Source organism: Synechococcus sp. PCC 7502 (assembly GCF_000317085.1).
Taxonomy (GTDB): domain Bacteria; phylum Cyanobacteriota; class Cyanobacteriia; order Pseudanabaenales; family Pseudanabaenaceae; genus PCC-7502.
In genome coordinates, this window is record NC_019702.1 from 3,446,753 (window position 1) to 3,461,925 (window position 15,173).

The 15,173-nt window shown below is 40.3% G+C and carries 15 protein-coding genes; 4 read left to right on the top strand and 11 right to left on the bottom strand.

What is annotated here, in order from left to right; all coding sequences use genetic code 11:
- Positions 1-8 precede the first annotated feature (8 nt).
- Positions 9-3,344: a hypothetical protein gene (locus SYN7502_RS17260; RefSeq protein WP_015170006.1), complete on the bottom strand. Its 3,336-nt coding sequence runs from the start codon at positions 3,342-3,344 to the stop codon at positions 9-11.
- A 31-nt stretch (positions 3,345-3,375) separates the two neighbouring features.
- Positions 3,376-4,767, bottom strand: coding sequence for an NAD-dependent malic enzyme (locus tag SYN7502_RS17265; RefSeq protein WP_015170007.1), 1,392 nt, complete (start codon positions 4,765-4,767; stop codon positions 3,376-3,378).
- Positions 4,768-4,830: 63 nt separating this feature from the next.
- Between SYN7502_RS17265 and SYN7502_RS17270 the strand changes: the two genes are divergently transcribed.
- The gene (locus SYN7502_RS17270) at positions 4,831-7,095 is read left to right on the top strand and encodes an ATP-dependent helicase (RefSeq protein ID WP_015170008.1); all 2,265 of its coding nucleotides are present in this window, start codon (positions 4,831-4,833) and stop codon (positions 7,093-7,095) included.
- A gap of 35 nt (positions 7,096-7,130) precedes the next feature.
- Here the strand turns inward: SYN7502_RS17270 and SYN7502_RS17275 are convergent, their stop codons facing one another.
- A complete protein-coding gene (locus tag SYN7502_RS17275; protein ID WP_015170009.1) occupies positions 7,131-7,781 on the bottom strand; it encodes a Uma2 family endonuclease in 651 nt (216 codons plus the stop codon).
- 204 nt (positions 7,782-7,985) lie between these two features.
- On the opposite strand from SYN7502_RS17275, the gene SYN7502_RS17280 reads away from it, so the two are divergent.
- Both SYN7502_RS17280 and clpS read left to right on the top strand, forming a co-directional pair.
- Positions 7,986-9,194 carry a GNAT family N-acetyltransferase gene (locus SYN7502_RS17280; RefSeq protein ID WP_015170010.1) on the top strand — a complete coding sequence of 403 codons (1,209 nt, stop codon included), beginning with the start codon at positions 7,986-7,988 and terminating at the stop codon, positions 9,192-9,194.
- Between the two features lie 95 nt (positions 9,195-9,289).
- Positions 9,290-9,571 carry an ATP-dependent Clp protease adapter ClpS gene (gene clpS / locus SYN7502_RS17285; protein ID WP_015170011.1) on the top strand — a complete coding sequence of 94 codons (282 nt, stop codon included), beginning with the start codon at positions 9,290-9,292 and terminating at the stop codon, positions 9,569-9,571.
- Here the strand turns inward: clpS and SYN7502_RS21220 are convergent.
- Positions 9,568-9,696 (bottom strand): hypothetical protein, encoded by a 129-nt coding sequence (locus SYN7502_RS21220; protein ID WP_256377864.1) that lies wholly within the window; start codon positions 9,694-9,696, stop codon positions 9,568-9,570. The genes clpS and SYN7502_RS21220 overlap by 4 nt on opposite strands.
- Before the next feature lie 234 nt (positions 9,697-9,930).
- On the bottom strand, positions 9,931-10,425 hold the full coding sequence (locus tag SYN7502_RS17290) for a cupredoxin domain-containing protein (RefSeq protein WP_015170012.1): 495 nt from the start codon (positions 10,423-10,425) through the stop codon (positions 9,931-9,933).
- Positions 10,426-10,535: 110 nt separating this feature from the next.
- Between SYN7502_RS17290 and SYN7502_RS17295 the strand changes: the two genes are divergently transcribed.
- A complete protein-coding gene (locus tag SYN7502_RS17295; protein ID WP_015170013.1) occupies positions 10,536-11,609 on the top strand; it encodes a tetratricopeptide repeat protein in 1,074 nt (357 codons plus the stop codon).
- Between the two features lie 24 nt (positions 11,610-11,633).
- Here the strand turns inward: SYN7502_RS17295 and SYN7502_RS17300 are convergent, their stop codons facing one another.
- The 6 genes from SYN7502_RS17300 to SYN7502_RS17320 all read right to left on the bottom strand — a co-directional run bounded on the left by SYN7502_RS17300 (position 11,634) and on the right by SYN7502_RS17320 (position 15,136).
- Complete coding sequence (locus SYN7502_RS17300; protein ID WP_015170014.1) at positions 11,634-13,874, bottom strand: heavy metal translocating P-type ATPase; 2,241 nt, start codon at positions 13,872-13,874, stop codon at positions 11,634-11,636.
- A gap of 121 nt (positions 13,875-13,995) precedes the next feature.
- The gene (locus tag SYN7502_RS17305) at positions 13,996-14,217 is read right to left on the bottom strand and encodes a type II toxin-antitoxin system HicA family toxin (protein ID WP_015170015.1); all 222 of its coding nucleotides are present in this window, start codon (positions 14,215-14,217) and stop codon (positions 13,996-13,998) included.
- Entirely contained in the window at positions 14,210-14,437 is a 228-nt protein-coding gene (locus SYN7502_RS17310; protein ID WP_015170016.1) for a type II toxin-antitoxin system HicB family antitoxin, read from the bottom strand. The genes SYN7502_RS17305 and SYN7502_RS17310 overlap by 8 nt, the downstream gene beginning before the upstream one ends.
- 24 nt (positions 14,438-14,461) lie before the next feature.
- Complete coding sequence (locus SYN7502_RS20350) at positions 14,462-14,599, bottom strand: hypothetical protein (protein WP_168130391.1); 138 nt, start codon at positions 14,597-14,599, stop codon at positions 14,462-14,464.
- Positions 14,596-14,934 (bottom strand): type II toxin-antitoxin system PemK/MazF family toxin, encoded by a 339-nt coding sequence (locus SYN7502_RS17315; protein ID WP_015170017.1) that lies wholly within the window; start codon positions 14,932-14,934, stop codon positions 14,596-14,598. Before SYN7502_RS17315 ends, SYN7502_RS20350 begins: the two co-directional genes overlap by 4 nt.
- Positions 14,921-15,136, bottom strand: a complete 216-nt coding sequence (locus SYN7502_RS17320; protein WP_015170018.1) for a DUF2281 domain-containing protein — start codon at positions 15,134-15,136, stop codon at positions 14,921-14,923. Before SYN7502_RS17320 ends, SYN7502_RS17315 begins: the two co-directional genes overlap by 14 nt.
- Positions 15,137-15,173: the final 37 nt, after the last annotated feature.

Below are 15,173 nucleotides of genomic sequence, written 5' to 3' on the forward strand. Positions count from 1 at the left end.
TCACAAGTCTAAATCACAAAACTGGGAAATACTAAGGGTTCGCTAAAGCTCTGGTTGCCACTAGACTCTAGGATTTTTAGATAGTCACCTAAAACTTGAATATATCCAGGATTGGGCGCATATAAATCGTTACCCACGGTTGTAAATAGCCGACCCGTTAAGACTTGCGGATCAAGGAGATCAGATTGAGGAGGAGCAATTAGGGATTTTTCTGGTTCTAGCCACGGTAATATACCCGCAGGCAGTTGTCCAGAAATAATTGTACTGAGGCGATCGCTACAGGCTTTGGCATTAACCCCACGATTTTGCAGTTTTTTGATTAACTCACCTAGACTTAAGGGTTCCTGTAAATTCAAGGCGCAGATTTCACTGAGTAAAAAGTAATCGGAATATTGGTGTCTATTAATTTCAAGGTTAACTTCTGGGGAGGTATCTAGGGATTGGAAATGTAATGGGGCGATCGCTAAGCCCTGTGCCAAATTAGAATTAGGTAACTCCTGTACCTCGGCATTAGCAAATTTAGATTCCAACCATTCTCGCACCGCAGGTAACTGGGTTGTGCCGCCAGCGATCGCAATACTAGTAATATCTTCAGGTAAAGTTGAGCCGATTAGTTCATCTACCGCCCCATTAATGGATTGAATAAACGGCTGAATTACCTTAACTTCCCAGTCTGAACGTAGGATTTTAATAGGCTTACCTCCCAAACTTCCCTGCCATGATTGAGACTCTGGCTGTTGGGAAAACCATAGTTTCATTTCCTCGGCGATCGCCAATGCTTCAATGCCAATAGAACTATTCAGTAAAAATCGTTGTAATTGGGTACGGTGATTAGGGTTAGGGCTGCCAGATGCAATAAATTTAGTGGCGGGAAATTTATCCTTAGTTTTGGCGTAGAGCAGTTCTAACACAATATCCTGATTTATCCCTAGCCCAGCATATTCCAGAGATTCCAACCGTCTTTGTCTCGACCCAGTAAAACTGATGGTGGTGGTAAATGCTCCAGAGTTGATGCTTAGTTGGCGTAATTGTTCTTGAATTGGAAATAAACAGGCGATCGCCTGATCAATTACTAAAACTTGATCAATCGAACTCACCAAACCACTGGCAAAAACCATTTCCCGTAGATTTAAGATATAGGCATCTGACCACTGATGGGGATGCCCTAAAATTACAGTTCCAAGGCTGGCTAAAATTTCCGAAATATTACCAAGATCGGGATGGGAGGCAGTTTTAATTTGCGTAAAAAGCTCTTGACAATATACTTGTAAATCCTTCAAACTCAGGCGGTATTGATTTGTCCATTGTATTAAAGGTTGCCATGTTTGCTGTACTTGAAATGGTAGTCCCACACGTAAAAATTGCTGTACTCCTTGTAGGGAAATTTCTATATTTTCATCTTTAGCCACTTTAGAATTTACAGAAATATTTGCAGTAATATCGGTACTAATAACATCTGAACCTGCCCATGCTAAAGAATAAATTTGCTGGGTAACTTGATTAAATAGACAGGCACGAATTGCTGAGTAGCCAAAGTCTATACCTAAATGCCAGATATTAGTTGCTGAAGCATCAGGGATACGATCCATAGCATTACCATCAGGAAAATCGCTATTTAACCAAAAGTTAGCTTCCGTTTCCAGATCAGCAAATTGTGATAGTTCCTCATCCGCAATTTCTTGAATTTCTGGGACTTCTTGAATCTTAGGTATTTCCGTCAAACCCAAAGGAGTAACTGGATTTGAAACTAAATCTAGCTCTCTCTCCAGTTCTTGATTAAGGCGATCAGATTCACTTAGTGCTTCAAATTCTTCTGGTTTATTAGCTTCTATTTCATCTATTAGAGAAAACGAGGGGAACTGCTCATCTTGTGGTTCATAGACTATTTCGGGGGATATTTCTGAGAACAGGTCAGACTGCTCGGCAAATGGATCAGCAACTATATCTGGATTTGGCTCATGATCAGAGCGATCAGAACTCAGATCAAGGTCATTCCATAAATTTAGGTTCTCATCTAAGCTGGTATCTGTAAATAAATCTAATTCTCCAGAATTTTCTGTGTTAGATTGCCCAAGGGAAGTAACTTCTTCATTTATCTCTAAATCTGAGGTTGATAAATATACTTCCTCATGTTCATTTTGACTGAGAATATCTAACGTCGCACTTTCTGCAAATAGATTAAGTTCATGATCTTCGGATTGCTCTCCAACTTGATCATATTCACCTGAATTATTCTCTATATTCTCTATGCTTGGCTCTGCTATTGAATCTAGCTCTGAATCTAAATGTGATTCTAAGTCATCTTCAATATTAAACAAACCTAAATCTTGATCAAGTTCATCAAGTTCAAAATTAGGTTCTGTGACCTCTTCAGAGAAAGCCTCAGAAACAAATGGTTGCAGAGGTTCACTGTTATTAGTTTCTAAACTGAGAAGATCATTTAGAGTAGCTATGGCAGAATATTGATCATCTAAGGAATCATCTTGATTATCAAACCTAGCATCTTCTAAATCTGTATTATCTAACTCATTCAGACTTAAATCGACTTGGGATTGCTCAATAAACTGATCGAGTCGCTCAAGGTCGGTGGATTCATTTTCTAAATCCTCTGGTTCTGGAGTTGATTGATCGGTCAAGGAGAATTCATTGTCATCGCTATATTCACCTAAATAATCAGCAGTAGCGAAGGGATCAAATACTTCCGTTTCTGCCTGCTCTGTTTCTAATAAATAGTTATTTTCATCTAAAGAGTTATCCGCAAAATTCTGTGATAGAGAGCTTTCTTTCCAAATACTTAATTCTTCTGTATCTTCAACATTAGAATCTTCAGCATCGGCTTTAATATTTGCTTGATATGAATCCACTAAGTCAGAAATATTACTCCCAAAGGCTTCTTGGGGTTCAAGATCGGCAAATAAGTTTAATTCTATATTGCTATCATCTTCTTCACTTACTTCTGAAAAAAGCTCAGATTCAGATTCTAGATCACTCAGTTCTAAATCTTCTCTTTCGACTTCTTGCTGATCTGGATCAAGTTCTAAAAAATCAGAAGTTATAACCTGCTCTACAGCTTTTCCTAGCCTTTCCAGTTGTTGATAATGCTGAAATTTTAGATCATCAATTTTAGCTTGCAGCTCCATCTCTAGTTCCTGCCTTTGAGTTGCGAGTTGCTGTTCAAAGTAAGTTTTTAGGGTTTGGGTGAGATGGGAATTTACTTCATTAATTAAAAGTGATCGCTCTTGTTGCCAAATTTCTTGAATTGCTGTAGTTACGCTCTGACTGACACTTTGGCTAACAGTTTGACTAATAAGATTCGCAAGCTGTTCCTGTTCCGTTCTTTCCATATATGAGGAATTTAATATCAATATATTTGAATTAGAGATTAGCTAAACCAGCATCCCTAGCGCACTGGGTAACTGCGGCGGCGACAGCACTGGCAACCCTAGGGTCAAACACAGAGGGAATAATAAAATCAGGAGCTAAATCATTGGGACTTACTAAGGAGGCGATCGCTTTGGCGGCTTCCAAGTACATATCCGTAGTGATTTTGGCAACACGACTATCTAATGCTCCCCGAAATACACCGGGAAATGCTAGGACATTATTAATTTGATTGGGATAATCACTGCGCCCAGTGGCAATTACGGCAACATCATTTTCCACTAATTCGGGTTGAATTTCAGGAATAGGATTAGCCATCGCAAAGACAATACGTTGATCTGCCATAGTTCTGACCATTTCGGGCGTAAGGGCTTTAGGCACACTTAGCCCCACAAATACATCGGCTCCGACTAGCACCTCGGCTAAACTTCCGGGTTGATCGCTGGCAAATTCTAGTTTTTCTGTGGTCAAATTGGGGCGATCGCGACTTATACAGCCCTTAGAATCGCACATCACAATATTGGCAACTCCCGCTTTGCGTAACAGGCGAGCCACGGAAATTCCAGAGGCACCCGCCCCATTCATCACCACCCTAATTTTATCTATAGGTTTACCCACTACCTTAATCGCATTAAGCATTGCTGCCACCACCACGATCGCCGTGCCATGTTGATCGTCATGAAATACGGGAATATTTAATTCATCTTGGAGTCTTTTTTCGATTTCAAAACATCGAGGCGCGCTAATATCCTCTAAATTTACACCACCAAAGCCCGGAGCTAAATATTTAACGGTTTTCACGATTTCTTCCACATCCTGAGTGGCAAGGCAAATGGGAAAAGCATCTAAATTACCAAATTTCTTAAACAGCATGGCTTTTCCTTCCATCACAGGCAAGGCGGCTTCAGGTCCAATATTACCTAATCCCAGCACAGCGCTTCCATCGGTAACAATCGCAATCATATTACTCTTAATTGTCAGGTCGTAGGCACGATTCACATCTTCGGCGATCGCCATACATACCCTACCTACACCGGGTGTATAGACCATTGCCAAGTCATCCTGTCCATTGACTTCAACTTTGGAATGAACGCTAATTTTGCCGTGGTGATGGACATCAAAGGTGCGATCGCTCACACTTAGGAACCTAATCTCAGGTAAATCCTTCACAACACTGACTAACTCTTCGGCATGAACTTCACTGTATGCATTCACGACCACATCCCGAATGATACTTTTACGGGTTTGCTGAATTAAGTTAATCTGCCCTAGGGTTCCGCCCGCCTCTGCCAATGCCGTTAATACTGAAGCCAACATGCCCGCCCGATGGGGTAACTGTACTCTGATGGTTAGACTATAACTAGGATTCGGGGTCAGTTGTTGCATGGATTATAGTTCATAATTTGTTTAGCTGTACTTTACCATAATCAAAAACTAGGTACACTATATGTGCCAATTGATACGCCAATTGATATGCCCATTGAATTACAGACCGCCATTGCCGATTTACGTAATTATCTGCGTCCCGATCAACGGAAAATGTCCTACTGGCAAGATGGGGAAATGGCAGTATCCGCAGTGCCGGGAGCAGGCAAATCTACGGGAATGGCAACTTTAGCGGCGATCGCTATCCTAGAGCATAATCTCAATCGCAATCATCAATTAATTATCGTCACCTTCACCAGAGCCGCCGCCAACAATATTCGCTCTAAAGTCAATCAAAAACTAGCAGAACTTTTAAGAGAACCGCGCCTAGCTCGCACATTTCAAACCGCTTTTATTGCCAATACTCTGCATGGTTTAGCTTTTAGCATTGCTGGCTCCCATCGTGAATTGGCTGGCTTCAGTGAAAATGAAACTAAAATCATCTCAGAATCACAAAAACTCCGCCTAGTCCGACTGGCGATCGCTGAATGGATCAGAAATTATCCCCAACAATATAATCACCTAATTGCCGGTAGAAGTTTTGATGGGGAGGAATCAGAACGCCTGCGCCGCCAAACGGTTCTACGCACAGATATTTTACCTAGCCTTGCCCTTGAGATTATCTCGACCGCTAAGAGTTCACAGCTACTGCCCCAAAACTTACAGGAACAAGGGGAAATTTTAGAAACTGGGGCGGGTTTATATGAAACCTATAATAAATTACTCAAAGCGGAACAAGCGATCGACTACGATGACATGATTATCGGTTCACTCCGAGTCCTAGAAAATCCTACAGCCCGACAACTTTGGCAAGAACGCACCTTTGCCGTATTTGAAGATGAAGCACAGGATTCCTCTCCGCTTCAAACCCAGTTATTAAAGCAATTAGCCACTAAGTCAGATAATAACGCAAATAATTCAACCAACTTAGTCCGAGTTGGCGATCCCAATCAGGCAATTAATTCCACTTTTACCACCGCCGATCCCAGTTTTTTTGCGGCTTTCTGTCAGCGTGCTAAGCAAGTGGTCACGATCGCTCAGGCGGGACGAAGCTGTATGGAAATAATCAACGCTGCTAACTATGTATTAGATTGGGTAAATACCAGTTACTACGCCCAAAGTCGAGAGAAGCCATTTTTAGCGCAACATATTACTCCTGTGGGCGATGCTAACCCCTCAGCCTTGGGACTGGGCTTAGAAATTCAGTTTCCTGAGGATATTGACCAAACGATGGCTGTAATTAAGCAGAGAATTATCAATTTATTAGCGGAGGATGCCAACCTAGCGATCGCCATTTTGGTCAGAAATCATAATCAAGGTAAGTATATTTATCGCTACCTGTCCGATCTTAAGGATACTCAGGATATTAAAGTCTATGATGTGGAAGATCGCGATCGCAGCCTCAAAATCCCCAAGGAAATGCTCGGGATTTTACAGTTTATTGAACGCCCCCATTCTCCCGATAACCTCAAAGCCTGTTTGCAAATTCTGCTGGATCGACAGTTAATTAAACCCCAGGATTTTAATGCCCTCGCCAGTCTGCCCGAACAATTTCTCTATCCTACCCCCCTCGATCGCCCCTTTCATCCTCAATCCCAGATTGCACAAAGCATTTGTCGCAGCTTATTGCGATCACGCATGGAACTACCTCTATATAACCTGATTGCTTTTATTGCCCTTACCCTCAACTACAACCAAGGCGAACTAGCAACGGCGGATAAACTGAGCGATCGCCTGCGTCAAGAATTAGTTGGTACCTATAACATTGCTAATTTACTTTCAACTTTGCAGGAAATTGTATTATCAGAGAAATTTGAAGTCATAGAGATTGAAAATCCCGAAAATCAATATACCCAACCCGCCCAAGTCACAATTATTAGTCTGCATAAATCCAAGGGTTTAGATTGGGATGTAGTATTTATTCCCTTTATGGATGAGCGCATCTGTCCCGGTAAACCCTATATTCCCGAACCTGTGAAGTTTTTAGGGGATTTTAACCTCCCCGAAGTTGCCAGAATGCAAATGCGTGCGTTAATTAATCAAGAGGAATTACCTGACTCTAACTCAGCTTGGCTCCATGCCCAAACCCTCAAGCAGTTTGAAGAATTTCGATTGCTATACATGGGGATGACTCGTCCGAAGCGATTGCTACATATTTCCGCCAGTACCAAAGCTCCATTTTCTTGGAATAATCTGGATAGTAAAAGTCAGTTTAAGCCCTGCCCAGCGATCGCCCAACTTGCCCAAAAATTTCCCCAGTCCGTAGTTCCTTGCTCGCATCTGAATTAGATTCAGAATTAGATTTTGTGAGTAGTTGAGGATTTTTAAGATTGATTAGTATAGACAGGTAATAGTTCGTTAATATTTACGGAGAATCCCGATAAAACCTTGGGTGAGTAAGCCTGTTGCGTATTTGCAAATAGCTGCCATTTCACTTGTGATTGTTCTTCTAGTAGTTCTAAAGTAGCGATGATAATTAACCGATTCTTAGGAAAAACCAACCATACTTCCTCTGCACCAGCTTGTAAATATTCTTCAGCTTTAGAAAAAATGTCTTCAACTACATCATTGGGAGAAGCAATTTCAATCACAAGTGGAAAACATTCAGGTAGAGTTATAAAATCATCATTCCCATAGACCTCAACCTGTTTAGTCGACATATAGGCAACATCGGGCTTTCGAGCTTGCTTGAGCGTACGACAAAGAAGTTCAGTACAGACAATACCAGCCAAATTATTTGCCTTAGCAAAAGTGAGAAGTAATGAAGCTAGTTCTACCTGTAATTTGCTATGAAGAAATCCCATATTTTGTTTCTCAATAATTTGTTCATTTACCCATTCAGAATTTTCAGGAGGATTTTGCATAAATTCCTCAAGGCTGACTTTATGGATTTGTTGATTAGCTATGTGAACGATTCCTGAGAGAATCTGAGGCTTTGATTCAAGTACAGTTGATTCAATTACGGGGGTGGGCATAAAATTTATCTACAAATTTCTGTCTCGATCTTAATGCAAATCTATATTTTGAGTATTCCTGTTTAAGACCATTTGAATTAGTCTTGCCGCTTATTTCCTAGATAATTTTATTAATTGCCTGAAACAATTTAGTTTGCTGAATAACCTACTTTTTTAATTTTCAATGGCTTATTATATGAAGTAATGTAAAGCCTGCAACTCTCCATGTTCAAAAGTATTAAAAGCCCATCCCCTTACACCAAGACTTGGATTAGTAGCATTACTCAGGTTGATAGTACAGTATGGAATGATCTAGCTAAACCCCTAGCAACTCCGTTCTTAGAATGGGAATGGTTATGGAATTTGGAATCTTCTGGTTGTGCGATCGCAACTGAAGGATGGTTACCCAATCATTTACTATTGTGGCGAGATACGAAGCTGGTGGCGGCGGCTCCACTTTATCTAAAGGGACATAGCTATGGCGAATTTGTCTTTGATCATCAATGGGCAGATTTATCAAGACGTTTAGGCATTAACTATTATCCGAAGTTACTGGGCATGGCTCCTTTTACCCCTGCGGCAGGCTATCGGTTTTTACTTGATCCAGATATTACGGATGCGGCAGAAATAAAAAAGATTTTGGATGAGATGTTATTGGAAATTGATCATTTTTGCGATCGCCATCAAATCTCAGGTACTAATTTCTTATTTGTTGACCCAAATTGGAAGCATGAACTAGAATCCCGTGGCTATACTGCTTGGATGCACCATAGTTACATTTGGGAAAATCAAAATTTTCAGAACTTTGATGACTATCTCAAAAGCTTTGACTCCAATCAACGGCGCAATATTAAACGGGAGCGCAAGGCGGTTACCAATGCTAACATCACCATGAAGGTTTATGCGGGCGATCAGATTCCTCACCATTTCTACAGTTTTATGTATGACCTTTACAGTGATACCTGTGATAAGTTTTGGGGCGGTAGTAAGTATTTAAATCGTAAATTTTTTGAGCAGTTACGGACTAGTTTTAGCGATCGCCTCGTATTCACAGCAGGAGAAATTGAGGGTTATCCCACCCCCGTGGGCATGGCTTTTTGTATTCGTAAAGGGACAAACTTGTATGGGCGTTATTGGGGCGCAGTTCAGGATATAGATTGCTTACACTTTGATGCCTGCTATTACACTCCCATTGATTGGGCGATCGCTGAAGGCATAAAAATCTTTGATCCAGGGGCAGGGGGACAACATAAAAAACGCCGAGGTTTTCCTGCTACACCCAATTACAGTTTGCATAGGTTTTATCGTCCCCGTTTAGAACAAATTCTCATTCCCCACATCAAAGAAGTCAATGAATATGAACAAAGACAAATTGCCGCAATCAACCAAGAGCTACCATTTAGTTTTGAACCACCCAAATTAAATTCCATATAAATTCCATATAAAACAACTCTTGGAGACTAATTAAAAATTTGTTAAGCTATAGTCAAAATTAATCGTGTTAAATTTTTTGTTAATTTTGTAGAAATATGTCCACAGAAACCATTGAACGCACTTCAACAGTCCGCAAAATTGCCCCTCGCTATCGAGTTTTGTTGCATAACGATGACTACAACTCTATGGAATATGTAGTACAAAGCCTAATGGAAGTAGTTAATTCCGTAACTCAACCCCAAGCCGTAGATATTATGATGGCTGCACATAATGATGGTTGTGCTTTGGTCATTACCTGTGTCCAAGAACATGCCGAGTTTTATAGTGAAGGCTTAAAGAGTAAAGGACTTAGCAGCAGCATTGAACCAGAGGATTAATTGCGACTTACAGGCACAAAATCATAACCCGTCCCCGAACCTTTACCTGGTTGAACTTTAACTAAAATTGCAGCATTATTGCGATCGCCTGATGGTTGAAATTGAATTTTTGCAGCTTTTGCCACGGCGATCGCCTTTTCAATTACACCTATAACTAGGATTTAAGAGCAATCCATTCACACCATCACTCACCATTGCCCAAACCACCGTAGCAGGGTTAAAGTTAGGCTTGGAAAAGTCACATTCTACCTAACTGATTTTGGTACCATCCGCAAATACCGCCGCCGTAAATTCTTCAGTCATGGATACAGATGCCTTGGAATCCGAACTAAAACAAATTGCGAGATTCTTCTCAAGATTTACTTCTCTACTGCGATCGCTCCGTGAAACATTCCCATACCGCAACTAAACTGAAATACCCCAAGGCTATCGGGCGTAAATTCCACAGGTGTAGTTTGATTCAATACCAAATCTTGAGCAACATGAAAGTCGGGGAAGAGAACTTTTTCTAAGCAACTACTGGGATCGAGGCGAAGGAACTGCAAACATACAGGCTGACCTCGTTTAACCGTTACCAAAGAAGGAACATAACCACCATCAACCGTGATCGTTACCTCTTGAACACCTTCACTCATTTCTGCCTTTTGAGATTTAGGCTTACTTCCTAAAAACCACCAAAGCTGTGCCACCATTAGAGATAAACCGCCTAGAGCGATCGCTACTCTCAGAGTAATAGGTTGTTCAATGGGTTGAAATTTAGCTGAATTGTTATGTTTCATCTCTTGTGCTGACATACTAGAGACGATACCAACGGATAAGCCAATACTTAGCAAAATACCTATCAGTTTTTTCATCAATTTTTCCTTATTTAGTTGAAGTAGAAGTTTCCACAATTTTTTAGCTTTCGTGCCCGTAATATGAGATTATTAATTTGCTTACGTCTTAAGTTTTAATAAACCTAAAAATGACAAAAATTACTCGAAAGAGTTTATCTATTATCTGTCTTTTGGCATTTGGATTGGGAACTTTAAAACTCACAGCTTATATCCCTTCTCCAGTATTTGCCCAAATACAGTCCGAAGCTCCAGATAGTTTGGAAGCCGATAGACTCTCAATTCTAGGAGATCAATTGGAGGCAGCAAGTCGCTATCGTGAAGCAATAGAATCATGGCAAAAGGCATTAAGGCTATATCGAATCCTAGAGAATCGTAAGGGGGAAGGCAAAGTACTTGTAGATTTATGCGTTGTCTATCGCCGATTAGGGCAGTACCAGAAAGCAATTGAATTTGGTGAGCAATCCTTGGTAATATACAGGCAAAACGGCGATCTCAACGGTGAAGGAAATTCACTTGGTAATTTAGCAACTGTTTATCGCTATTTAGGGCAGTACCAGAAAGTAATTGAATTAAATCAACAATCTTTAGCAATTTTTAAGCAAAACGGTAATCGTAAAAATGAAGCAGGTATTCTCAATAATTTAGGTCTAGCTTATAAAAGTCTAGGACAGTATCTAAAAGCATCTGAGTTCTATCAGCAATCTCTAGCAATTAAAAAGGAAATCGGTGACCGAATTGGCGAAGCAAATTCACTTATGAATCTAGGGGATATTTATCGCATCCAAGGACAAAATCAGAAAGCAATTGAATTCACCCATGAGTCCTTTTTAATATTCAAAGAAATTGGCGATCGTAGCGGTGAAGGAAATGCACTCGGAAGTATTGGCAATAATTACCTCAATCTACGCCAGTATCAGAAAGCAATTGAAAGCTACCTAAAATCGTTGTCAATCTTTAAGCAAATTGATGATCGCTATGCTGAAGTGGGTACTCTTAATAACTTGGGTGCTGCATATGGCAATTTAGGACAGTCCCCAAAGGCGATTGAATACTTTCAGCAGTCTTTAATAATCGCAAAGCAAATTGGCGATATCAAAAGTCAGAGAACCGCGCTGAATAATCTCATCAATATATATAACACTCTTGGAAAACAGCAAGAAGCAATTGAATTCCGTCAGCAACTTCTAGAGATAACAAAATAAATTGATTTATATAAAGCTTTAACTTTAGACATGCAATTTTGAATCAGTATGAAAATTTCTTAGCCTCAAAGCATTTGTGACTACTGAAAGAGAACTAAGTGCCATCGCCCCACCCGCCACAATGGGATTAAGCAGCCAGCCCCAGATCGGATAGAGAATCCCAGCCGCAATCGGAATCCCTGCCACATTGTAGATAAAAGCGAAAAAGAGATTTTGTTGAATATTACTAATCGTGGCTCGACTAAGTTGAATCGCCGTCACTATCCCCTGTAAATCTCCTGAAATTAGGGTAATATCACTCGCTGCGATCGCCACATCAGTACCTGTACCAATTGCCAAACCCACATCCGCCTGAGCCAAAGCGGGAGCATCATTAATGCCATCACCCACCATTGCGACAACTTTACCTTCAGCTTGTAATTCTCTGATTTTTTCCACTTTTTGATCGGGACGTACCCCCGCAAATACCCGTCTGATTCCGACTTCACGGGCGATCGCCTCGGCAGTAGATTGATTATCACCAGTCAACATTACCACTTCTATTTTCATCTTTTGTAAAGTATTAACTACACTCTGAGATGAGGATTTAAGTTTGTCCGCAATCCCAATCAGACCCTGAGCGATACCATTGACCGCAATTAAAACCACAGTTTTACCACCTGTTTCCCAAGAGTCTTGATATTCATATAACTCACTCGTATCAATCTTTAACTCATCCAACCATCGTCTTGTGCCAATTTGGACTAAGAAGTTATCGACTTTTCCTTGCACTCCACTACCTGTGATCGCCATAAAATCAGTTGCTGCAGGAATAGGAATATCTTTCTGTTTAGCATGATTAACAATAGCTTCAGCCAAAGGATGCTCGGAATTACGTTCGATCGCTGCTACAAGTTTTAATAATTGATCATCATTCTTATTCACAGAGAATATATCTGTCACAACTGGCTTGCCTTCCGTTAGTGTCCCCGTTTTATCTAAAACAATCGTTTGAATTTTATGAGCGAGTTCTAAACTAGCAGCATCCTTAATTAAAATTCCGTTCTCTGCACCTTTCCCAGTCCCAACCATAATCGAAGTCGGAGCTGCTAAACCCAAAGCGCAGGGACAGGCAATAATCAGCACCCCTACTGCCGAAATCGTTGCCAGAGTAACATTACCCATAATCTCAAACCAGATCACAAATGTAGCGATCGCAATGGAAATAACCACAGGTACAAACCAACCTGTTACCTGATCTGCCAGTCTCTGAATTGGGGCTTTAGAACCCTGAGCATCCTTTACCAGTTGCACAATTTGTGAAAGTACAGAATCTTTACCGATATGACTAGCTTTAATTTGTAAGCTCCCAGATTTATTCATAGTTGCCCCAATTAAGCGATCGCCCACTTTTTTCTCAACAGGAATACTTTCGCCCGTCACCATCGACTCATCAACGGTAGAATTACCTGCGATCGCCTCTCCATCCACAGGGATTTTCTCCCCTGGACGCACTAAAACCACATCACCAATGATCACATCTTCTATGGGAATATCTGACTCCTTCCCATCTCTGATTACTCTGGCAGTTTTTGCCTGCAATCCTATTAACTTCCGAATTGCCTCCGATGTTTCCCCCTTTGCCTGATTCTCAAATAATTTACCCAAAAGGATTAAAGTGATTACAACTACCGAAACTTCATAGTAAACTTCAGGCTGTAGTCCTTGAGAGATAAAGAAATTAGGATTAAGTGTAACTGTGATCGAGTAAGAGAATGCTGCGAGCGTTCCCAAGCCAATCAGCGTATCCATGGTCGCTGTGTGATTTTTAAATGCTTTCCATGCTCCAATGTAAAATGAACTCCCACACCACAACTGTACAGGTAGAGCAAGGGCAAGCTGGAGCCAAGGATTATGCAGCCAGTCAGGAATTATGGGAATAGATAACCCTGTCATCATAGAAATCGAACCAATTACCAAAATTATGCCAATTACGCCACCCACCCAAACTTTACGGGTCAGATCTTGAGTTTCTTGCAGTCGAGTTTTTTTATCAGCATCTTCATTTACTTGATCTGGCAGAATTGCTTCATAGCCAATATCTGCGATCACTTTTTGAATAGCCGCAGGACTGGTTTTTTGAGGGTCATATTCGATCGCTACTTCTTCGGTCGCAAAATTAACATTGCTACTACTGACACCAGATATAGAGCGAGTTGCAGTTTCAATACTACTGGTACAACCAGCACATCGCATTCCTTTTAAATTAAGCGTGACTTTACTCATCTTTAATCCTTTTTTAGCTAATTGCCATCATTCATCATTATCACTTCTCAATTGTCTAGGTTTTCTCTCCTTGTTCTGACTTCTTGGGTAATCTTTTCTTGAATGCTGACTTTATCTTTAATCAAATTTCAAATAAGGATCGGGGAAGACTTGACTGTCTGATGATCGATTGAAGTGTACCGATCTTGATTTCTGAATAGTTAGGGATGGGAACTGTAATAGTAGAGTCATCAGTTTTCTTTTGCATAATGATATGACTTCCTCGCTGTCTAACCTGAGTAAAGCCATTTGCACTTAAAATTTGACAGAGTTCCTTTGCTGAAAGTACTCGTAGTTTACCCAACTGCTACCTCAATTTGAGTTATGTATATTTCTGAATACATTCTTGCTTCTAACTCATTTGGGCTTGCCATTTCAAAGAATAGCTCGATCGCCTCAACCAGATTATTTCTTGCTTCTTCAACCGATTCGCCTTGGCTGGCAATATCTATCTGTGGGCAAAGGGATACATAACCATCATTTTCACGCTCAATAATGCAAGTTAGCTGTTTGATTTGTTTCATATAATTTAGTTGTTTTTTCTTATTTTACTCATCACTCAACAACTTGAACTCAAATCTTTGCTTTGCCTCTTCCCATTGGCTTTCTGCATCACTTCTCAATTGTCTGGCTTTTTCTCTCCTAGTTCTCACTTCTTTGGCGATCTTTTCTTGAATAGCGATCAACTAATCTTAATAATTTGTTGTAGAGAACTTTTTAACGTCTGAATATCTGGTGTTTCTAATTTGCCAAGTTTTTTAAGTACAAGAGATTTCTCCAGAGTTGTGATGATTGGCTTGATTACTGAGGGCTTAATCAGTCCTGCTCTTGACCAATCAGATATAAGCATCTCACCAAATTGCAAACTTACTTGACTGGTGACAGCAATTAAAATTATGTCTAGTTTCTGCTGATTATAAATATCGGAACTGATTACAATGGTTGGGCGTTTTTTGGTGGTGGTTTGATCCGTAAAAGGGAACGGAACTAAAAGCACATCTCCAAAACTATAGGTTGTCATAAGCTGCATCTTCAGGATTATCCCATATTTTTGAAAAACTGTTTTCAGAGAGTTTAGTAGCTTCATAAACCAGATTTTTATCAGATTCGGTTTCACGTTGATAGAGAAAATCAACGAAGTCTTCTATTTCTATGATTTTATCGGATGGGAGTTTGCGAATCTTTTCTAGTAATCTTTGCTCAACTGTAATGCTGTTATTCACTTTTTTAGTCTCCTAATTTAATACTTAATTTTACTCT